The 20,467-nt window shown below is 67.6% G+C and carries 22 protein-coding genes and 2 tRNA genes; 13 read left to right on the top strand and 11 right to left on the bottom strand.

The features are described 5' to 3' along the window. Positions 1 to 80: 80 nt before the first annotated feature. Complete coding sequence (pyrH, locus tag ACSR87_RS06735; RefSeq protein ID WP_004041748.1) at positions 81 to 794, top strand: UMP kinase; 714 nt, start codon at positions 81 to 83, stop codon at positions 792 to 794. A 1-nt stretch (position 795) separates the two neighbouring features. Further along, positions 796 to 2,475, top strand: coding sequence for a lysine--tRNA ligase (gene lysS / locus ACSR87_RS06730; RefSeq protein ID WP_498529935.1), 1,680 nt, complete (start codon positions 796 to 798; stop codon positions 2,473 to 2,475). 44 nt (positions 2,476 to 2,519) lie between these two features. Here lysS and ACSR87_RS06725 read toward each other — a convergent pair whose 3' ends face one another. Continuing rightward, on the bottom strand, positions 2,520 to 3,032 hold the full coding sequence (locus ACSR87_RS06725) for a BGTF surface domain-containing protein (RefSeq protein WP_498529934.1): 513 nt from the start codon (positions 3,030 to 3,032) through the stop codon (positions 2,520 to 2,522). Between the two features lie 97 nt (positions 3,033 to 3,129). Next, the gene (locus ACSR87_RS06720; protein WP_498529933.1) at positions 3,130 to 3,669 is read right to left on the bottom strand and encodes an LURP-one-related family protein; all 540 of its coding nucleotides are present in this window, start codon (positions 3,667 to 3,669) and stop codon (positions 3,130 to 3,132) included. Between the two features lie 130 nt (positions 3,670 to 3,799). Between ACSR87_RS06720 and ACSR87_RS06715 the strand changes: the two genes are divergently transcribed. From ACSR87_RS06715 to ACSR87_RS06705, 3 genes are all read left to right on the top strand, one after another. Continuing rightward, positions 3,800 to 4,291 (top strand): hypothetical protein, encoded by a 492-nt coding sequence (locus tag ACSR87_RS06715; RefSeq protein ID WP_498529932.1) that lies wholly within the window; start codon positions 3,800 to 3,802, stop codon positions 4,289 to 4,291. A gap of 148 nt (positions 4,292 to 4,439) precedes the next feature. After that, complete coding sequence (locus tag ACSR87_RS06710; RefSeq protein ID WP_498529931.1) at positions 4,440 to 6,224, top strand: site-2 protease family protein; 1,785 nt, start codon at positions 4,440 to 4,442, stop codon at positions 6,222 to 6,224. 150 nt (positions 6,225 to 6,374) lie between these two features. Then, on the top strand, positions 6,375 to 7,925 hold the full coding sequence (locus tag ACSR87_RS06705; RefSeq protein ID WP_498529930.1) for a heme-binding protein: 1,551 nt from the start codon (positions 6,375 to 6,377) through the stop codon (positions 7,923 to 7,925). 182 nt (positions 7,926 to 8,107) lie between these two features. On the opposite strand, the gene ACSR87_RS06700 is transcribed toward ACSR87_RS06705, so the two are convergent. The 3 genes from ACSR87_RS06700 to ACSR87_RS06690 all read right to left on the bottom strand — a co-directional run bounded on the left by ACSR87_RS06700 (position 8,108) and on the right by ACSR87_RS06690 (position 10,210). Then, positions 8,108 to 8,356, bottom strand: coding sequence for a DUF8151 family protein (locus ACSR87_RS06700; protein WP_008574811.1), 249 nt, complete (start codon positions 8,354 to 8,356; stop codon positions 8,108 to 8,110). Between the two features lie 610 nt (positions 8,357 to 8,966). Further along, a complete protein-coding gene (locus ACSR87_RS06695) occupies positions 8,967 to 9,137 on the bottom strand; it encodes a hypothetical protein (protein ID WP_498529929.1) in 171 nt (56 codons plus the stop codon). Next, positions 9,137 to 10,210 carry an aldo/keto reductase gene (locus ACSR87_RS06690; RefSeq protein WP_498529928.1) on the bottom strand — a complete coding sequence of 358 codons (1,074 nt, stop codon included), beginning with the start codon at positions 10,208 to 10,210 and terminating at the stop codon, positions 9,137 to 9,139. Before ACSR87_RS06690 ends, ACSR87_RS06695 begins: the two co-directional genes overlap by 1 nt. A gap of 189 nt (positions 10,211 to 10,399) precedes the next feature. On the opposite strand from ACSR87_RS06690, the gene ACSR87_RS06685 reads away from it, so the two are divergent. The 3 genes from ACSR87_RS06685 (at position 10,400) to ACSR87_RS06675 (ending at position 11,958) form a co-directional block, all read left to right on the top strand. Then, positions 10,400 to 11,317 (top strand): acyltransferase, encoded by a 918-nt coding sequence (locus ACSR87_RS06685; RefSeq protein WP_004063016.1) that lies wholly within the window; start codon positions 10,400 to 10,402, stop codon positions 11,315 to 11,317. 114 nt (positions 11,318 to 11,431) lie between these two features. Further along, positions 11,432 to 11,728, top strand: a complete 297-nt coding sequence (locus ACSR87_RS06680; protein WP_008574820.1) for a DUF7577 domain-containing protein — start codon at positions 11,432 to 11,434, stop codon at positions 11,726 to 11,728. 50 nt (positions 11,729 to 11,778) lie between these two features. Beyond that, positions 11,779 to 11,958, top strand: coding sequence for a hypothetical protein (locus ACSR87_RS06675; RefSeq protein WP_004041759.1), 180 nt, complete (start codon positions 11,779 to 11,781; stop codon positions 11,956 to 11,958). Between the two features lie 453 nt (positions 11,959 to 12,411). On the opposite strand, the gene ACSR87_RS06670 is transcribed toward ACSR87_RS06675, so the two are convergent. Next, positions 12,412 to 12,482: transfer RNA gene (locus tag ACSR87_RS06670), tRNA-Gly, on the bottom strand. Positions 12,483 to 12,694: 212 nt separating this feature from the next. Between ACSR87_RS06670 and ACSR87_RS06665 the strand changes: the two genes are divergently transcribed. Then, the gene (locus ACSR87_RS06665; RefSeq protein WP_498529927.1) at positions 12,695 to 13,525 is read left to right on the top strand and encodes an NAD+ synthase; all 831 of its coding nucleotides are present in this window, start codon (positions 12,695 to 12,697) and stop codon (positions 13,523 to 13,525) included. A gap of 47 nt (positions 13,526 to 13,572) precedes the next feature. Here the strand turns inward: ACSR87_RS06665 and ACSR87_RS06660 are convergent, their stop codons facing one another. After that, complete coding sequence (locus tag ACSR87_RS06660) at positions 13,573 to 14,268, bottom strand: enoyl-CoA hydratase/isomerase family protein (RefSeq protein ID WP_498529926.1); 696 nt, start codon at positions 14,266 to 14,268, stop codon at positions 13,573 to 13,575. Positions 14,269 to 14,328: 60 nt separating this feature from the next. Between ACSR87_RS06660 and ACSR87_RS06655 the strand changes: the two genes are divergently transcribed. Further along, the gene (locus tag ACSR87_RS06655; RefSeq protein WP_498529925.1) at positions 14,329 to 15,006 is read left to right on the top strand and encodes a DUF7114 family protein; all 678 of its coding nucleotides are present in this window, start codon (positions 14,329 to 14,331) and stop codon (positions 15,004 to 15,006) included. A 78-nt stretch (positions 15,007 to 15,084) separates the two neighbouring features. After that, positions 15,085 to 15,156, top strand: a tRNA-Thr gene (locus ACSR87_RS06650). 88 nt (positions 15,157 to 15,244) lie between these two features. Here the strand turns inward: ACSR87_RS06650 and ACSR87_RS06645 are convergent. Both ACSR87_RS06645 and ACSR87_RS06640 read right to left on the bottom strand, forming a co-directional pair. Further along, positions 15,245 to 16,321, bottom strand: coding sequence for a pectinesterase family protein (locus ACSR87_RS06645; RefSeq protein WP_498529924.1), 1,077 nt, complete (start codon positions 16,319 to 16,321; stop codon positions 15,245 to 15,247). A gap of 241 nt (positions 16,322 to 16,562) precedes the next feature. Then, positions 16,563 to 17,174, bottom strand: coding sequence for a metal-dependent hydrolase (locus ACSR87_RS06640; RefSeq protein WP_008577851.1), 612 nt, complete (start codon positions 17,172 to 17,174; stop codon positions 16,563 to 16,565). Positions 17,175 to 17,272: 98 nt separating this feature from the next. Between ACSR87_RS06640 and ACSR87_RS06635 the strand changes: the two genes are divergently transcribed. Continuing rightward, positions 17,273 to 17,890, top strand: coding sequence for a DUF2238 domain-containing protein (locus ACSR87_RS06635; protein WP_405312099.1), 618 nt, complete (start codon positions 17,273 to 17,275; stop codon positions 17,888 to 17,890). Positions 17,891 to 17,930: 40 nt separating this feature from the next. Continuing rightward, a complete protein-coding gene (locus tag ACSR87_RS06630; protein ID WP_498529923.1) occupies positions 17,931 to 18,584 on the top strand; it encodes a potassium channel family protein in 654 nt (217 codons plus the stop codon). Between the two features lie 309 nt (positions 18,585 to 18,893). Here the strand turns inward: ACSR87_RS06630 and ACSR87_RS06625 are convergent, their stop codons facing one another. Continuing rightward, entirely contained in the window at positions 18,894 to 19,760 is an 867-nt protein-coding gene (locus ACSR87_RS06625; protein WP_498529922.1) for an ABC transporter ATP-binding protein, read from the bottom strand. After that, positions 19,757 to 20,455, bottom strand: coding sequence for an ABC transporter permease (locus ACSR87_RS06620; RefSeq protein ID WP_498529921.1), 699 nt, complete (start codon positions 20,453 to 20,455; stop codon positions 19,757 to 19,759). The genes ACSR87_RS06625 and ACSR87_RS06620 overlap by 4 nt, the downstream gene beginning before the upstream one ends. Between the last annotated feature and the right edge of the window lie 12 nt (positions 20,456 to 20,467).

Genomic DNA, 20,467 nt, shown 5'->3' with positions numbered 1-20,467 from the left:
GCGAGAGTGGTTTAAAGCCCCCGACACGGGCGTCTCGCAGTTGATAACCCTTAAGATGCGGTCACGGATACCCGTGTGCAATGAGAGTCGTCATCTCCATCGGCGGAAGCGTGCTCGCGCCGGACCTCGACGCTCGACGCGTGGAGGGTCACGCCTCCGTCGTCGAAACGCTCGCGCGGGACGGGTGCGAAATCGGTGCAGTCGTCGGCGGCGGCGGCGTCGCCCGCGACTACATCGGCGCTGCCCGCGACCTCGGCGCGAACGAGGTCCAACTCGACCAAATCGGCATCGACGTGACCAGAATCAACGCCCGCCTGCTCATCGCGGCGCTCGGCTCGCAGGTCGACCCCAAGGTCGCCCACGACTACGAGGACGCCGGCGACGCCATCCGGCGCGGCGACATCTCGGTGATGGGCGGCGTCATGCCCGGCCAGACCACCGACGCCGTCGCGGCCGCGCTCGCAGAATACGTCGACGCCGACCTGCTCGTCTACGCGACCAGCGTCGACGGCGTCTTCAGCGCCGACCCGAACAGCGACCCCGACGCGACGAAGTTCGAGGAGATGACCGCCGCGGAACTCGTCGACGTCATCGGCGACATCGAGATGAACGCCGGGTCGTCCGCCCCGGTCGACCTCCTCGCCGCGAAGCTCATCGAGCGCGCGAAGATGCGCACCATCGTCCTCGACGGCACGGACCCCGACCGCATCACGCCCGCCGTCCTCCGCGGGGAGCACACGGGCACCGATATCATCCCCGAGGGCGGCGACGAACCCACCTACTGGGCTCCCTGAGATGACGACGGACGAACCCTCCCGCGGCGACGCCCCCGCCGCGGACGCGACCGACGCCGATGCCGACGGTGATGCCGACGCCACCCACCACGGCTTCTGGGCCGACGAGATCGCCGACGAAATCGAGGCACGCGACCCCGACGAACCGGTCGTCGTCAAAGGTGGCGTCTCCCCCTCGGGCGTGGCCCACCTCGGCAACTTCAACGAGATTATGCGCGGCTACTTCGTCGCCGAGGTGCTCCGCGAGCGCGGCCACGAGGTCCGACAGGTGTTCACCAGCGACGACAAGGACCCCCTCCGGAAGCTCCCGCGAAAGCTCGCGGACGCCGACGGCAACATCGTCGGGCTCGGCGAGGTCGACGCCGGCGCGCTCGGCCGCAACCTCGGCAAGCCGTACACGTCGATTCCGGACCCGTTCGGCGAGGCCGAGTCGTACGCGGCGCACTTCGCGGCGCTCCTGAAGGCCGACGCCGACCGCCTCGGCGTCCCGGTGGAGATGATTTCCAACACCGAACTGTACGAGAACGGCGACTTCGACCCCGTGGTCGAACACGTCCTCGAACACGCCGATACCGCGCGCGAGGTGCTGGGCGAGTACCAGTCGAAGGTCGACGAGGACTACGTCCCCTTCAACCCCGTCTGCGCCGAGTGCGGTAAAATCACGGAGACGGTCACGGACATCGACCTCGACGCCGGCACCGTCGAGTACGTCTGTACCGACATGACCGTCGGCGACAACACCATCGACGGCTGCGGCCACGAGGGGACCGCGACGTTCCGCGAGGGCAAACTGCCGTGGCGCTTCGAGTGGCCCGGCCAGTGGCAGGTCCTCGGCGTCGATTTCGAGCCGTTCGGAAAGGATCACGCCGAGGGCTCGTGGCCCTCCGGCAAGGACATCGCCGAGAACGTCCTCGGAATCGAGCCGCCGGTGCCGATGGTGTACGAGTGGTTCACGCTCAACGGCGAGGCGCTGTCGTCGTCCGCCGGCAACATCGTCACCGTCGCGGAGATGCTCGACCTGCTCGAACCCGAGGTGCTCCGGTACTTCTTCGCGCTCAACCCGCGGAAGGCCCGCGACCTCGACCTCACGCGGCTCGACCAGCTCGTCGACGACTTCGACCGCTTCGAGCGCGCCTACTTCGGCGAGGTCGACGACGAGAGCCTGACCCGCTTCGCCGAGCGCGCCTACCCGTTCGTCGTCGACGAGGTCCGCGAGGACCGGGTTCGACTCCCGTACACGTTCGCGGCCGTCCTCGGCATGACCGACGACGAGGACCTCCGCGTCAAGATGGCCCGCAGCGAGGGCTTCTTCGACGAGGACACTCCCGACGAGGTTGTCGAAGAGGCGCTCGACCGGGTCGAACGCGCCCGCCGCTGGGCCGAGAAGATGGACAACCAGTACAACTACCGCTTGCAGGTCGACCTCCCCGAGTTCGACTTCGAGCCCGCGGTCGAGGCCGCCCTCGACGACCTCGCGGAGTTCGTCGCCGAGGGCCACGACGGCGAGGCGATTCAGGGCGAAATCTACGAGACTGCGCGCCGCCACGACATCGAGATGGGCGACTTCTTCGCCGCCGGCTACCGGCTGTTCTTCGACGCCGAACAGGGGCCGCGACTCGGCGAGTTCCTCGGCGAGCTAGAGCGCGACTTCGTCGTCACGCGACTCCGCCGCGAGGACTAACCTCGCCCGAACCGCAGGGCACGGTTCGCTGTTTCCTTCGATTTTCACACTCGTCGCCCCGCGAGCAACGCCACCGCGCCGAGCGCCGAAACCGCGAGCGCGCCGACCCCCGCACCGAAGCCGGGGATGCCGGTGTCGGTCGTCTCCTCGGTGGTGGTCGAAGATGCCGCGTCCTCGACGACACCCTCGCGTTCCGCGAGCGCGCTCGACTCGTTGCGGACCGAGACGGAGAACGTCGTCCCCGGCGGAATCTCCGAGAAGTCCAGCGTCGCCGAGAAGTTCCCGTCCTCGCCGACGACGGCCTCGCTCGTCTTGAGGACCCGCGGGCTCGTGTCGCCGGCCGACTGGACGCGGACCGAGAGCGTCGTCCCCGCTTCGAGGTCGCTCGTCCCCCGAATCGTCGCGTCTTCGGCCTGCGTGACGGTCACGTTCCCGCCGGTCGTCGCGAGAGACACCGACGGGGCGTCCTGTGCTGCGGCCGCGGTCGCCCCGCCGACGAGCGCGGCGCAGACGACGGCGGCGACGACGAACCAACGGAGTCGGATTCGTTCGAACATGCCATCCGACACTACTCGAATCCGTGAAAAATAGATACTCAAATGTCAAATCGCTCTTTGAGTCACCGGCGGCGCGCGGGCGATGACTCGGTCGGGTTCAGTTCTCCTCGATGGCGTCTATGACGACCGCGCCGACGACGGCGAGTCGCGGGTCGATTCGCTCGCGGTCCACGTCGACGGTGTACTTGTCCCGGAGCGAGAACTGCCCGTCTACCGCGCCGACTTCCTCGCCGGCCGCGTCCTCGATGCGGTACGAGAAGGGAATGAGCGTCGTAACGAGCCGTCTGGCGACCGCCATCGGGACGCTGTCCTCGACGATTCGCCCCGCGACCGAGCCGTCGGGGCCGAGCAGTTGGTAGGTGTGTTTGGCGAACGAGAACGCGCCGCGTTTGACCGCGCCGACGCGCTCGTCGGTCCGGCTGTCGACGATGTCGTAGGCGGCAGACACGTCGAGGACGCTGTCGGCCTTGACGCGGAAGCGTTCCTCGCCGGTGTCGTGGTCGTTCAGACGGAAGTCCTCTTTCAGTTTGAACTTCTTTTGTTTCGCCGAGAGGATGGGGTCGTCACCCTCGTAGACGACGTACTTGTTGCTGATGGACACCTTCTGTCGGACCTCGTAGCGGGAACTGTCGAACACGGTTTCCGTTCGTCGCCGGGGTGGCTAAAACCCTTCTGGGGGACGACTTATGTCCCCGACGCGCGTACGGTGAGACGGGCTCGTTCCCCGCGAACGACGCCTACCGCGGCCTCGCCGCATCACAGTTCACATGTCTCTCATCGACTTCATCCGGTCCGTGGAGGAATCGCAAGACGAATTCGACGTCGAACTGGAGGAGTTCGACGCCGACTCCGAACAGGGAACCATCGACGACGACACCTCGGGCGGCCGCTCGTGGGGTCGGCTGCTCCTCGTCGCGTTGCTCCTCGTGGGCGTCGCCTACGCCGTCTCGCGGCTTCGCTCGTCGTCCGGCGACTCCTTTACCGACATCGCGCTCGCCGACGACCCCGCCGAGGGCGACTCGGCGGCCGACGAGGGGACCGGCGTGGACGACGACGCGACCGACGACGAGGACGCCACGGTCACCGTCGAACACGACCCCGAGGCGGAAACGGACGACGCCGCGGCCGACGACGAGGCGGCCGAGGCGGACGAGACGGGCGACGCGAGCGACGAGGAGACCGACGCGGACGCGGACGACGACGGCGCGGTCGAAGTCGAAATCGAGTCGCCCGGTGACGACGGCGACGACGAGGAGTAACGCGACACGCTCGTTTCGGGTCGGGTTCGGTTGCGGTCGTCATTCGCGGCCGCCAACGCCTGCCCTCGGTCTCGAAGGCGGGACCGTAACCCGAACGGTGGGACCGTAACCCGAACGCCTTTTGGCGCGCGCCGCTTCCCTTCGGGCGATGAACACGCTGCTTTGGGTTCTCGCCGGCTTCATCGCCTACTCTCTCCTCGCGGCGCTGTTGCGTGCTCGCGGTATCCTCCCCGAGTACGTCCGCGTCCAGGGTCCCCTTACGACGGTCCACACCCGTCGCGGCCGCGAACTCCTCGACAGAATCGCCGCCCCCAAGCGGTTCTGGCGGGCGTGGAGCAACGTCGGCCTCGGTATCGCCCTCGTCATCATGGTCGGGACGTTCGTCCTCCTCGTCTTTCAGGCGGTCGTCATCCTCCAGAATCCGCCCGCCCCGACGCAGGTGAACCAGCCGCAGAATTTCCTCGTCATCCCCGGCGTCAACGACTTCCTCCCGCTTTCGGTCGCGCCCGAAATCCTCTTCGGCCTCCTCGTCGGTCTCGTCGTCCACGAGGGCGGCCACGGCGTCCTCAGCCGCGTCGAGGGCATCGACGTGGAGTCGATGGGCGTCGTCCTCCTGACGATACTCCCCGTGGGGGCGTTCGTCGAGCCCTCCGAGGAGAGCCAGCGCCGCGCCGACCGCGGCGGCAAGTCGCGGATGTTCGCCGCCGGCGTGACGAACAACTTCGCCGTCACGCTCGTCGCGTTCGCCCTGCTTTTCGGCCCGGTCATCGGCTCTATCTCGGTCGCGCCGGGCGTCGCCGTCTCCGGCGCGTACGCCGGCTCACCGGCCGACGCGGCGGGTATCTCGGGCGGCGACCGTGTAACCGCCGTCGAGGGCACGCCGGTCAACACGACGCAGGAACTCGACGCCGCGCTCCTCGCGACCGACGCGGGGACGGTGTCGGTCGAACTCGACGGCGAGCGGACCGTCTCGGTCACGCGCGAACTCGTCGTCGCCGGCTCCGTCGCCGGCAACCCCGCGAACCTGACCGTCGAGTCCGGCTCCGACCCGATTCGCGTGACCGCGGTCAACGGGACCGCCGTCTCGACGCGCGCCGACTTCGAGTCGGCCGTCGGCGACTCGCGGTTCGCCCGCCTCGACACCTCCGCCGGCGAGCGCACCATCCCGGTGGGTGCCTACATCACGGTGGTTTCCGAGAACCAACCGCTGTACAACGCCACGGGAACGACCCAACCCCTCATCGTCTCGTCGTTCGACGGCGAGCGAATCACCTCCTCGACGGAGCTTCAGCAGGCGCTCGACCGGACCGACCCCGACCAGACGGTGCCCGTCGAAGTCTACCGCGACGGCGGCTTCGAGACGGTGCAGGTGACGCTCGGCGAGAACGACCAGGACGGCAACGGCTTCCTCGGCGTCAGAATCTTCCAGGGGACGAGCGGCCTGGTCCTGACCGACTTCGGCACGCAGGAGTACCCCGCGGGGACGTATCTCTCGCTTCTCGGCGGTGACGGCGGCGACGGCGGCCTCGCGACCGCCTTCGCCGGATCGCCCCTCCAACTCGTCTACGTGTCGCTGCTCTTGCCCCTCGCGTCGGTCGTCCTCGGGATTCCGAACTTCCCCGGATTCACCGGGCAGGTCGTCAACTTCTATCAGGTCGGCGGCCCGCTCGGCTTCCTCGGCGGCGGCGTCTTCATCGTCGCCAACGTCCTGTTCTGGACGGCGTGGATTAACCTCCAACTGGGGCTTTTCAACTGCATCCCCGGCTACCCGCTCGACGGCGGCCGCATCCTGCGGACCTCGGCCGAGGCCGTCGTCTCGCGGCTCCCGGTCGACGACCCCCACACCGTCGTCCGCACCATCACGACCTCCATCGGCCTCACGATGCTCGCGTCGCTCGTGCTCATGATATTCGGGCCGACGCTCCTCGGCTGAGCGTCTCGGTCGGCCTGTCCGGTCCGGTCGCCCCGGTCAGTCCGGTTGCCCCGGACACCCCGGTCGGTCCCGCCCCGTCGCGCTTCGACGGTTCTCGAACCGCGAAAACGACTCGCAACTTCAATACCGGATGACTCCCTAGGCCACGGTATGGTAGAGGCCCCACAGACCGACGAGGGCTGGTTCGCGCTGCACGACTTCCGAACCGTCGACTGGGACGCGTGGCGTGACGCGCCCGAACACGAGCGCCGCCGCGCAATCGAGGAGGGCGTCGCGTACCTCGACGCCCACGAGGCGGTCGAGGACGCCGAGGCGGGCGCGTCCGCCGTCTTCTCCGTCCTCGGCCACAAGGCGGACTTCGTGGTCGTTCACTTCCGGCCGACGCTGGACGACATCTCCCGGGCCGAACGGCAGTTCGAGCGGACCGCGCTCGCGGCCTTCACCGAACAGCCGACCTCCTACGTCTCCGTCACCGAGGTGTCCGGCTACGTCTCGGACGACTACTTCGAGGGCAACGAGGAGGACATCGACGCCGGCCTGCTGCGCTACATCGAGGGCAAACTCAAGCCCGACATCCCCGAGGACACCTACATGTCCTTCTACCCGATGTCGAAGCGCCGCGGCGAGGAGCACAACTGGTACGACCTCTCGTTCGACGAGCGCCGCGACCTGATGTCGACCCACGGCGACACCGGCCGGCAGTACGCCGGGAAAATCAAGCAGGTCATCGCCTCCTCGGTCGGCTTCGACGACTACGAGTGGGGCGTCACCCTGTTCGGTGACGACCCGACCGACATCAAGGACATCGTCTACGAGATGCGCTTCGACGAGGTGTCCTCGAAGTACGGCGAGTTCGGCCAGTTCTACGTCGGCCGGCGCTTCCCGCCGTCGGACCTCGGCGCGTTCCTCGCGGGCGACGGCGTCCCGACGAGCGAGTTCGAAGACGAGTCCCACCACGACGCGCACGCGCACGGTGAGGGCGGCCACCACGGCGGCGACAGTCATCATCACGGAGAAGGTGGCCACCACCACGGCGAAGGAGGTGACGGTCACCATCACGGTGGCGAGAGCGACGACGGCGGCCACCACGGCGGCGACGGCGACGACGAGGCCGCAGACGAGGACATCCGGGGACAGCTCGAAGACCTGAACATCTACGCCGGCAAGCCCCACGGCGAGGACGTGTACGCGACGGTCCTCTACTCCGAGGCCGACGCCGACGAGCTGTTCGAGGAGGTCGAGGGGCTCCGCGGCAACTTCGACCACTATCCGACGCACGTCAAGACGGCCGTCTACGAGGCCAACGAGCGCGGCCGGGTCGCCGTCGTCTCCATCTGGGAGACGGCGTCGGCCGCCGAGACCGCCGCGGGCTTCCTCTCGGAGCTCCCCGGCATCGTCGAGCGCGCCGGCGAGGAGTCCGGCTTCGGCACGATGGGGATGTTCTACACCGTCAAGTCCGAACACCGCGGCGACTTCGTCGAGAAGTTCGGCACCGTCGGCGGCCTCCTCGAGGAGATGGACGGCCACTTCGATACGGACCTGATGGTCAACGTCGAGGACGAAGACGACATGTTCATCGCCAGCCAGTGGCGCTCGCAGGACGACGCCATGGAGTTCTTCCGCTCCGACGCGTTCCGCGACACGGTCCAGTGGGGCCGCGACGTGCTGGCGGACCGGCCGCGACACGTGTTCTTAGCGTAACTTCGCGACCGTCGGGAGCGGGGTGAGGAACCCCCATTCGGGGGTGACGAACCCTTTTGGTCCAGATTTTGCCAGCGAGCGGAGCGAGCGCAGGAAACGGTGGCGTGTACGTGCTGGCGGACCGGCCGCGACACGTCTCCCTCGCCTGACGCGGGAACGCCGAAAACGAGACGCAGCTTTTTCTACGCGAGCGCGGCGCGAACGTCTCGAAGCTTCGGGCGCACTTTGTCGGTGCCGACGTTGTACGCGAAGTACAGCGCCACCGCGCCCATCACGACCGCCCACGCGGCGATTTCGACGTTGCCCTGTTCGAAGGTGAGGAACGCGAAGCGCTCGATGTACGCCCCGGCGAGCGAAAGCCCCGCGCTCCCGAGACCGAAGACGAGGAGTTCCAGAAGGTCCGGCAGGAGTTCGACGACTGAGGTACGCATAGTCGTCCCGCACTCGGTCGAGCGTTGTGGCTTTTTTGGTCTCGGACCACCGAACTCGGCCGCGAGGCGCGCTCGGACTCTGCCACGGTCGCCTGAATAGCCCGTGTCCGGCCGACTGCCGCTCCGTCAGCGCTGTTCGAGGGCTCGTTCTCGCGTCGCCGGAGGGCGATTTCGCCCGCGACTGTGACTGCGACCCTGCCCCGGCGACGTAGCTCTCGGTTTCGACCAGCGTGTCGAGGCGGCGCTCGAACTCCTCGTCGGAGGGGTCGACGGCGGCGTAGCGTTCCCGCAGGCGCTCGATGGGCGATTCGTCGTCGACCGGGTCGTAGGTGCGCCCGTCGGTCGTCCGGGCTCACCCGCCTTCGCCGTCGGACTCGCCGCGGAAGCGACGCAGGACGCGCCGCCCGCCGTAGGCCAACACCGCCGTCGACGGGGCGATGGTGAGGAACCAGACGACTGCGAGATGCACTTCGAGGCCTATCGGCCGAACACGTCTCTCGAAATACAAAAACTGCGTCCGAGCGAGATGGGTTAGTTTCTGTTCACGTTGCCGTTGCCGCGACCTCGTCCGTCGTCGATTCGTTTCGGGTTATCGGCGTTGTCGCCGCCGTTAGCGCCCGTCACGGACGTATTTCGCGGCCCCGACCACGCCGGTGAGGAGCGTCAGCGCTATCCAGCGGCCGGCGTCGTCGCCGCGCTTCTTGGCGTCGAGGCTGACCAGCCACGCGAGCGCGACGTGGGCGACCGCGGTGACGCTGAGGAGGGTTTTCAGGCGACCCATCAGGCTTCGTTCCGTGCGCCTTTCGCGACGCGCTTGTCGAGACCGGCCGCGCGGATGTCGTCGCCGTCGACCGACGAGCGGAGCGCGTCCATGCCGTCGAAGCGGTCGATGCCGAAGTTGTCCGCGTACAGTTCCTCGACGCGGGTCAGCTCCTCGTCGGTGAGTTTCGGCACGTCGGAGGCCTTCGCCCACTCGTCGATGTCGTCTTTCGTGCGGAACGTCGGCGTGACGGCCGCCGTCTCGTCGTAGCCGAGGAGGTAGGCGATGGACGCCTGCGCCATGGTCCGCTCGCCGTCGCGTTCGAGGAAGCGGAGTTGTTCGAGCTTCTCCCAGCCCGTCTCGTACCACTCGTCGGGGCGGAAGCCGCGGTGGTCGCCGGAGCCGAGTTCGGTCTCGGGGCGGACCTGCTCGTTCAGGAGGCCCGAGGAGTGCGGCACGCGGGCGATGAGGCTCGTCGGGGAGCCGGTCTCGCGGATGGTGTCGAGGAAGTGGTTGCCCACGTCCTGCTCGAAGGCGTTCCAGACGATTTGGAGCGCGTCGAACTCCTCTTCGATGGCCATGTCGCCTTCGGCCAGCCAGCCGATGGAGGGGCCGAGCGCCCAGCCGGTGGCCTTGATGAGTCCCTCCTCTTTCAGTTCGTCGAGGGCTTCGAGCACGTCGGGCGTGACCTCGTCGACGTTCGCGTTGTGGAGTTGCAGGAGGTCGACGTACTCCATGTCGAGGCGTTCGAGGCTCTTTTCGGTCGCCTCGCGGACCCACTCGCCGGTGATTTCCTTGGGGAGTTCGCCGTGGCCGGCCTGCGGGTTGTTGTAGAAGTCGTAGCCGATTTTGGTGGCGACGGTGACCTCGTCGCGGTAGTCGGAAAGCGCCTCGCCGACGACCTCCTCGGAGTGGCCGTGGCCGTACACGTCACCCGTGTCGAAGAAGTCGATGCCCTGCTCGATGGCGTGGTGGAGCATCTCGATGGAGTCTTCGTCCGAGCGGTCGCCCCACCAGTCGGTCCCGACGACCCACGCACCGAAGCCGACCTCGCTGACTTCGATTCCGGAGGTGCCGAGTTCGCGGTAGTGCATGCCCGGCCCTACGAATTGGGGCGACTTATTCCGTGTGTTTTGTTCCCGTACGCTGGGAATCCCGCCGCGGGCGGGCGCTCTGATTTCCGTTCACCAACGCTCGAAACCAGACAGAATTGCCCGGAGGAAGCCTGACGCGGGGTTCGCACAACCGAATCCATTTGAATCTCGACGGCTTACGACGGTGCAATGACGAAGGTCCACGTTTCGCTTCCGGAGGACGCCGAAGAAGGCTTACAGGCGTTCATCGACGAGGTCGACGGTCGGCTCGCCTCGGACGAAGACACCTGTACGGTCGTTCGAGACACCCTCATCGACCTGTTCGGCGACCGCGAGGCGTGGGAGCGCTGGCAGAACGGCAAGCCCGTCTCGCCCGCGACGCGGGTTCGACTGCAAGGGTACGACCCCTGTAACGCGACGCTCGAAGCCGAGTACTACGCCGAGAAAGACGAGGCGAAGTTCAAGCGTTCGAAGCACCTCCAGTGGCTCTGGCGGCAGTTCGACGCGACGCCGATGGCCGACAACGTCGCCTTCGCCCTCCGGTTCCGACAGATGCTCGCGGACCACCTGTTCGCGGAGGCCGGCGACAACCTCCGCATCTTCAAGGGCGTCACGTTCTCCTACGGCCACAACATCTCCGTCGGTGACAACACGGTCATCCACGACGACGTCCACCTCGACGACCGCGGGAAACTCACTATCGGCGACCGCGTCTCCATCTCCGACAGCGCCCACATATACAGCCACTCGCACGACACCGTCGACCAGACCGAGGTCAGAAACTACCACACGACCATCGGCGACGACGCGCGCGTCACCTACGACGCGATGGTGAACGCCGGCGTCTCGGTCGGTGAGAACGCCATCGTCGGCGCGCGGTCGGTCGTCCAGGGCGACGTGCCCGCCCACCACATCGCGGTCGGCTCGCCCGCCAAGAGCGTGAAAGTAAAGCCGGGCTTCGAAGAGGTCGCTGAACCGCTCGACGCCGGGGGCGAGCGCCGCGCCGACGAGCGCGAGATTCCCTACGAACTCCCAGACGACATCGAGGCATTCGACGAGTTCGACCGCGACCTCGACGGCCCGGTGGACTCCCACCGGCGCGAGTAACTCGTTTCGAGGCGAACCCGCCGCGTCGACATCGCCCGCGACCAGCGCCGAGAGCGTCAGCAGACCCGTTCGACCGAAGAACCGATATAGCATGCTAACGTAAGTCAATGTGTGATGGACTCCTGGGGTTGGATCGTCGTCTACGCCCTCGGGTTGACCCTGCTCCAGCTTCTGGTCTATCGATACCTCGTCAACGGTGGTGAGCCGACGGTAGGCGAGGGGTCCGGTCGGGACTCCGCCCGTACGGACCGCTACACCCACCCCGAAATCGCGGCGTCGCTCGACGACGGCTCGCAGACCGGCGTGCAGACGACGCCGACGGGCGAGCGCATCTGCCCGAACTGCGGGGCCGAAAACGAGGCTGACACCACCTTCGACCTCTGCTGGAACTGCACCCGACGGCTCCGCTGACGACTCGTAGCCGAGTCCGTTTTACCAGCCCTCGCCTAACTACGCGTATCATGGCCGACGACGACGAACTCCACGGCGAAATCGACGCGCTCGCCCGCGACATCGAGCGGGCGATTCTCGAATTCGACTCGGCCCTCGAACGCCACGCGATGATTCGACAGACCGCCCGCGAGCCGGTGTTCCGCTCGGAGTCACCGGAGTTCGACGACGTGCAGAACCTGTTTTTCTGAGTCGGCGCGGTGGGTTACGTTTCGAAGACGAGAGTCTGTGCGCCGACCGGGAATCCCGCGAGTGGAGCGAGCGGGACGTTGGCGAGACGGCGTCTCGTCGAAACTGAGCAAACCGAAGGTTTGCGAAGGTCGGTCGGCAAACGACCGCGAGGGAGTACCGTGAGTGAAACGAACGGTACGTCGGTGAGACTTTGTCTCACCGGAAGTGCGCCGACCGGGAATTGAACCTCACTCGCAACGCTCCGCGTTGCTCGCTGATTCAATTCCATCGGGTCGCATACACACTCGACAGGGACGAGCAACACGCAAAGCGGTTGCTCGTTCGTTGTCTCGGTAACATGCGCTGACCGGGAATTGAACCTGAGCCAGACGCTCCTCCTCGCGTTGCTCGTCGGCTGCGACTGGCAGGGTTCAGATTCCCTGCGCATTTCGTCTCACTACGTTCGACAGAAATGCGCCGACCGGGAATTGAACCCGGGCTCCGAGCTTGGGAAGCTCGTGTCCTACCACTGGACCATCGGCGCTCACATTCGTTCGCCCCGTGGCTGACTTCACTCCGTTCAGTCACCCATCGGCGCGCTACGCTTCGAACCGTCTTCCGAAGCAAAAATTCGTAGACTGCGGGGGCACTTGAACGTAGCGCTTCACCCCATCACACCCCGACAAAAACTGGACGGCCGTCCATTGTTTTCGCGTGACACATGGCTATTTGGGCTCCCGGTTCCAAGCGAGGCCCATGACATCCGTCGACGTTCTCTCGGAGGACGCCCCGTTCGACCTCCTGCTGTCCGACGAGGAACTCGAAGCGCACCGCGAACACATCACGACCTTCATCGAAGACACCGTCGAGGCCGCCGGCGCGGACGGGGCCGTCATCGGTCTGTCCGGTGGCATCGACTCGACGCTCACCGCCTTCCTCGCCGTCGAAGCGCTCGGGAAGGAGAACCTCCACGGCCTCATCATGCCGAGCGTGGCGAACGCCGAGGACATGATGAGCGACGCCGAGGGCGTCGCCGAGATGCTGGAAATCGAGTACGACGTGGTCGAAATTCAGCCCATCGCCGAGACGTTCTTCGACACGTTCCCCGAGGCGGCCGACGACCGCATGGCCGCCGGAAACGTCTACGTCCGCACGCGGGCGGTGCTCAACTACTTCGTCGCCAACCACGAGAACCGTATCGTGCTCGGGACGGGCAACCGCGCCGAGGCGATGACCGGCTACTTCACGAAGTACGGCGACCAGGCGGTCGACTGCAACCCCATCGGGAACCTCTACAAACAGCAGGTCCGCCAGTTGGCCGCCCACGTCGGCGTGCCGGAAGACCTCGTGTTACAGACGCCGTCGGCCGAGATGTGGTCCGGCCAGACCGACGAGGGCGAACTCGGCCTCACCTACGACGCGCTGGACGCGATTCTCGCGCTCCACGTGGACGGCCCGCTCTCGAAGTCCGCGACGACCCGCCACCTGGACGTGACCGAAGAACAGGTCGACCGCGTGGTCGGACTCGTCGAGGGGAGCGCCCACAAGCGGTCGATGCCGCCCGCGCCGTCGGCGCTCGACGTGTAGGTCACCGCGGCTCCGCCGACCGCCGACCGCCGACCCGCCCGCGGAATTCACTTTTCTCGCGACGCCGCGATGTCGTCGACGTTCGCCCGATGCAGCTCCGCGAAGCCGGCGGCCTCCCGTTCGAGCCGCTCGTCGCGGTCGCCGCGATCGCGCAGTCGCTCCTTGATGATTCGGAGCGACCGGTGGTCGTTTTCCGCTATCGCGGCCGCGACCGCGCGCGGGTCGTCGACGATTCGGGAGACGAGACCCATCCGGAGGGCTTCGTCGGCGTCGACGACGCGGCCCGAAAGCGAGAATTCGAGGGCGTGACCCTCGCCGACGACGCGCGGAAGGCGGACGGTCCCGCCCCACGCGCCGAACAGGCCGAGTCGGACGCCCGGTTCGCCGAGGGTCGCACGCGGGGTCGCCACCCGAACGTCGCAGGCGAGCGCGAGTTCGACGCCGCCGCCGCGGGCCGCCCCGTCGATGCCGGCGACGACGACCGAGTCGGCGGCTTCGATGGCGTCGGCGACGCGTTGGCCGCGTTTTGCGAACGCCTCGGGGTCGTCGAGGTCGGTGACGCTGTCGAGGTCCGCGCCGGCGCAGAACGCCGGGCCGCTCCCCCGGAGGAGAACGACCGGTGCGTCGGCACCCGTGACCGCGGCTTCGAGGTCGTCGAGGTCGGCCGGTCTGAGTGCGTTCCGTCGCGCCGGGCGGTCGATGGTCACGACCCGGAGGTCGCCGTCGTCCGTCGTCCGTATCATACGCCCGTTGTGCCGTGGTTTTCCAAAGGTCTTTGCCCTCCCAACCGTAACTCTCGGCCGATGGACGACGCCGTGCGAGCCCGCGAGGCCGCGCGAGAGGCCCTCTCCGACATCGAGCCCGAGGCCCTCCGCGCGGCGCTGGACGAACGCCTCGACGCCGCCTCCTTGACGCCGGCAGTGCTCACGTTCGTGAGCGCGCGGGCCGTCGAACCGAAGGTCGACCTGAACGGGCTGGCCTCCCGCGCGGCCGGAGTGCAACTCATCTACGAGGGCCTTCGGCTCACTCGGTCGCTCGCCCACGACGAGCCGTGGTCGCAGCTCGACACTCCCGAGGCGGACACCGACGCCGACCTCGACATCCTCGCGGCCGACGTGCTCGTCTCGCGCGGCTTCTACCTTCTCGCCCGGACCGAGGCCGCCGACCACGCCGTCGAGACGGTCCGCGCCTTCGGCCGCGACCAGACCCGCCGCCGCTCGGCCGCCGAGTCGGAGCGACCGGACCTCGACGGCGAACTCGAAGTGAACATCTGCACGCTCGCCGTCGTCGCCGGCACCACGGCCGTCGGCTCGGCCCCGCCGACCGCCCTCGTGGAGTACGCCGCCGGGCTGGCCGACACCCACGACGGCGACTTCCCCCCGGCCGACGAGACCGTCTCCGAGGGGACCGTCGAGCGCATCGCGGCGCTCTACCGAGGGGGCGGTGGCGACGACGCGGTCACCTCCGCCGCCGACCGCTAATCGACATACGCTACCACGGTTCCGGGGCGATTCGAATCGAAACCCCTAAAGAGGAACCCGGACAACCAAGGAATGCCTGCCTGGGTAGCTTAGCGGTAAAGCGCGTCCTTGGTAAGGACGAGACCCCGGGTTCAAATCCCGGCCTAGGCTCTTTTCGAACTCCAACTGTCGAGCGAGGCGTCTCGCCGCCGAGCAGTTGCTGGATTCCGGTTGAGACTGAACCGCCCCACTCGCACTCTCACTCCTCCCAGTCCCACCACTCTCCAGCACCTTTTGAACTCAACACGTTCGCCTTCGAATACCGTTCAGCCTCCGCCTCAGTCAACGCCGTCGCCCACGAGACTCGCTCGCCTTCCGCACCCGGGCCTCGGCTGTCGAATTCGGCGTACTCGACCGTCGACTCAGCGTTCGGCCGGGACCAGTTGTGCCATCCGGCCGGCAGTACGTGCGAGCCCATCCGGGTGCGGATAAACGCGGTTCGGGCGTGATTCCGCCACGGGCGACCGAGATACGCTTCGGACACGTCGGCGTCGGCGGTCAGTTCGCAGTCGAGAAAGACGAAGCCGAAGGGCTCGCTCGCCGGCGTCGAGGCCGCCGTCACGTACGAGTCGGCTTTCGAGTGGACGCGACAGTCCTCGAAGACGGCGGTCGCACCGCCGAAAACGAAGTCGGTCGTCCCCTCGACGTAGCAGTCCGAGAAGTACTGGCGAGCACCCTCGCCGGCGGCGTAGACGGTGTCTTGGTGGCCGAGGAAGCGGCAGTTCTCGAAGACGGCGCGGTCGGCGTCCACGTGGAGGGCGACGGCCTGTCCGACCGGGCCGGCGCTGTTCTCGACGGTCAGGTCGCGGGCGCGGAAGTCGTTGCCGCGGACTTTCAGCGTGTAGGTGAAGAAGGTGCTGTTGCGCCCGCGGTCGATTCGCTCGAAGTGGTCGTCGTGGGTGATGACCGTCCCCTCGGCGCTCTCGCCGACGAGGGTGATGTCGGGGTTCCACGCGTGGACTTCGACTTTCTCGTCGTACACGCCGTCTCGGACGAGGATGCGGATTCGCTCCGGCGGAAACGACTTCGCGCCGTCGATGGCGGCCTGAATCGTCTCGTAGTCGCCGCTGCCGTCCTGCGCGACGACGTAGTCGTACCCGCCGGGGTCGTCGGGGTCGTCGACACTCTCGGGGTCACCGGAATCGTTGGCGTTCTCGGTGTCGTCGGATTCGCCGGCGTCGTCGGCGCCGTCAGCGTTCCCGAGAGTCCCGACCGTCCCGGCGGCGACGGCGAGGCAACCGACAGCAACTGCGAGAGCCATGACTAGTGAGAGCATGAGCCGTACCACTCTCTCCGATGCTATACGCTTCGGGGGTAGCGGTGGTTCTCACGGCGGGGACGCGAGCGGTTCATCCCTCGTACCGCGCCGACGCGAACGGGTTCGTCTCCCCAGTTCGTCGTCGGGCACTGCGGGGGCGTCGTCGCTCCGCTGGTCGGTGTCAGAGGGAGCGCTGACGGCGGCGAGGCCGTCGTACGCGTTCGAAAAACAGGTGCGACGCAGCGGAAGTGGGTGCGATTCAGCGGAAGTCGCGGACGAACCGCTCGGGCATGAGGTCGACGACGTGGTCGGGCATCGCCGCGACGGCGGTCTCGGCAATCGCAACCATCGGCTTGCGGAGCAGGACGTAGACGCCGGAGACGGCGACCGCGGCGATGACGAGCGTCTCCGCGAGGCCGTCGAAGACGAGCACCGGCGGGACGGCGAACGCGAGCGTCAGCGCGAGGTCCTCGGGCGCGCCGTCGTAGCGAATCAGGCGCTTCGGAGCGAGCCACCGGCCGTTCCAGTGGTCGTAGACGGCGCGCTCGGAGGTGCCGAGCCACGGCTTGAGTTCGAGGCCGCCGCCGAGCACATCCGACGCGGAGTGGAGCGCGGCCGCCGCGAGGAACAGCGCGACGGCGAGCGTCGTGGTCGTCGGGTTCAGCGCGGCGACCGCGACCGCGGGCACGGCGAGCGCGCTGAAGTACACGGGGAAGTGGAGGGTTTTCCGGTGGCCCGCGTACAGGTCGAAGTCGGGGAACAGGCCGCCGAGTGCGGCCGCGAGCACCGGGAGCATCCCGGCCTCGGGGACCAGCGCCCACACGGCGGTGCCGAGGACGACACCCGCGAGGGCGTGAGTGGTGGCCATCATCGGTGGGGCGTATGCAATCTGGAGGAAAAACGGTGTCGGTGGTCGTGCTAGCTAGTACCACAGTCAAATTTAGGGCGCTCAGGCCGTAGCACACCGCGATGGTCTCCCGTCGATTCGAACGGCTCGCGGGGCGGGTGATTCAGGCCGCCATCCTGTGTATCTTGCTCGTCGGCATCCACACGCGGAATCTGAGCGTCGTCGTCAACGCGGTGCTCGCGCTGGGCGCGACGTTCCTCCCCGCGGTGCTCCGCCGCGACTGGCAGATTCGGCTCCACCCGCTTCTCGGTCTCTGGTTGGCGCTGGCGGTGTTGCTCCACGCCGTCGGCATGCTCGGCCCGTACAACTACATCGACTGGTGGGACCACGTCACCCACACGCTCTCGGCGACCGTGGTCGCGGCCGTCGGCTACGTCACCGCGCGGGCCGTCGACGAGTACACCGAGGCCGTCCACCTCCCCGACCGCTTCATGTTCGTCTACGTCCTGCTTTTCACGCTCGCGGCCGGCGTGTTCTGGGAGGTGTTGGAGTTCGGCGCGCGCCTTGCCGCCGAAGCCATCGGCTCTGAGGCTGTCCTCGTCCAGTACGGACTCAGCGACACCATCGTCGACCTCGTCTTCGACACCGTCGGGGCGGTGCTCGTCGCCCTCTTCGGGACGCCGCCGCTCGCGGACACCATCGATTCGGTCAGGGAACGCCTCGAACGGACTCGGTCCTGACGGGGCCATCTTTTAGCCACCTGGTGTGCATACTACTACCATGAATTTCGTTATCGTTGGGTACGGTCGCGTGGGCTCGCGGACCGCCCGAGTGCTCCGCGAGGAGGGCCACGACGTGACGGTCGTCGACAACAACGACAAGAAGGTCGACCGCGCCCGCGACGAGGGGTTCGAGGCCGTCCTCGGCGACGGCGGCACCGAAACCGTGCTGCGGGAGGCCGGCATCGAGGGGGCGGACGCCGTCGGCGGGCTGACCGGCGACCCGAACATCAACTTCGCGGCCTGCATGCTCGGCAAAGAGTACGACTGCCGGACGGTCATGCGAATCAGCGAGGACTACCGCCAGGAGATTTACGAGCGCTACGCCGACGACGTGGACGAGATTATCTACCCCGAACGCCTCGGCGCGGCCGGCGCGAAGACGGCGCTTCTCGGCGGCGACTTCAACGCCATCGGCGACCTGACCGACCAGCTTCGGCTGACGACGGTCAGCGTCCCCGACGGCGCGCCCGTCGTCGGCGAACACGTCGCCAACATCGACCTCGGTTCGGACGGTCGCGTCTACGCCCACGGCCGGGAGCGCGAGCCGATGACGATTCCGCTTCCGGGAACCGTCGTCGAGCCCGGTGACCAGCTCGCGCTCTTAACGGAGCGCAACGCGTTGGACCGGGTTCGGTCGAAACTGCTCGGCTGACGCCGAACCGACGCTTTTCGTGTCGAGGCCCGTCGCAACCGAGACGCTTCGCTGCGGTACAGTCTGCCTCGGAAAACAGCGCCGTGGTGGCGGCGCCGCGCGTCGTACCGGGGGAACCAGAACGACGATGGTGGTGGTGGTTTTCGTGCCGGGCGCGCCGGTGGGAGGATGGGAACGAAGGCCGAATACGCGCCCCATACTCGGGTACGTATGGGGAACCTTAAATCTGCGTCAGACGGGAGTCACACGCCATCTACCCGCAATATGTGCTGTTATACCGCCGACGAGGCCGCGGCGGTCAGCCCGCGTTCAGTAGACGAGTTTCCCCTCGACGAACTGGCGGACTCGTTCGTCGTCCGGCGACTCGAACACCGCGTCGGTCGGACCCGACTCGATGCACGTCCCGCCGAGGATGACGGCCGTCCGGTCCGACACCCGCCGGGCCTGTTGCATGTCGTGGGTCGCGAGTGCGACGGCGATGCCGCGGTCCCGCGCCGCCCGCATCGCTGACTCGATGGCGGCGGTGTTCCGCGGGTCGAGATTCGATGTCGGCTCGTCCAGCAGCAACACGTCGGGGTCGGGCGCGAGCGCCCGCGCGATGGCGACGCGCTGGGCCTCGCCCGCCGACAGCGAGCCGGCGTCGCGGCCGACTTTGTCGAACATTCCGACGGTTCGAAGCGCGTCTCTGACCGTCTCGGACGGCTCGTCGCGGCCGAACAGTCCCTCGACCGCGTCGCGGACGCGAGCTGACCACGACCGACGGACTCGGAGCCCGTAGGAGACGTTCTCCTCGACCGTCGTCGAAAAGAGGCTCCGCGTCTGGAACGCCATCCCGACCCGGCGTCTGACCGCCAGCCGGCGGGCCTCGGGGAGGTCCCACACGTCGTCGCCGCCGACCTCGACCGTTCCTTCGTCGGGACGCTCGAACATGGCGAGCAGTCGGAAGAGCGTCGTCTTCCCCGTCCCCGAGGGGCCGACGACGGCGAGAATCTCGCCCGGTTCGACGGCGAGCGAGATATCCTCCAGCACTGCGCCGTCGCCGAAGCCGTGGCTGAGGTCGCGGGCCGCGAGTCGGGTCTTGCTCCGCCGCGCGCCGTTCGCCGCCGGGTCGGGCGTTGCGGTCTCGTCGGGCTTCTCGGAACCCGAATCGCCGGCACCCGGTCGCTCGGTCGTCATCGTCCCCTCCCGTTCCGTCCCGGGGTCCGGTCGCGAAAGCGCGCGCCGAGGGCGTTCACGCCGAGGACGAGCGCGAGCAGGATGGCTCCGAGGGCGATGCCCGTCTCGACGTTCCCCTTCCGCGCCTCGACGGTGATGGCCGTCGTGAGCGTCCGGGTGAACGACGTGCTGTCCGAGAAGACGATGTTACCGCCGACGATGAGGACCGAGCCGACCTCGCTGATGGCGCGGCCGTAGGCGGCCAGAAGCGCCGTGACGATGCCGTAGCGCGCCTCGCGGACGACCAACAGGGCAACGTCGGTCGAGGTGCCGCCGGCGGCGAACGCGGCGTCTCTGAGGTCCTGCGGAACCGACTGGACCGCCGACAGCGAGACGCTCACGAGGACGGGGAGCGCGAGGATGGTCTGCGAGAGAATCATCGCCTCGGGCGTAAACAGCAGTTCGAACGTCCCGAGCGGCCCGGACCGGGACAGCACCAAGAGGACGACGAGCCCCACGACGACGCTCGGAAAGCCCATCCCCGTCGAGATGACGGAGGTGACGACCGACTTCCCGTAGAAGTCGCGGAACCCGACCGCCAGCGAAATCGGGAGGCCGAGCGCGGCGCTCAGCGCGACCGCCGCGGTACTCACGTACAGCGAGACGGCCGTGATGCTGACGAGGTAGGTGAGGTTCAGGTCGCCGAGGGCGAACACGGGCGGTGGTGG

This window comes from Haloferax sp. SDI50, assembly GCF_059802635.1.
This window is presented reverse-complemented; position numbering and strand designations above follow the sequence as displayed.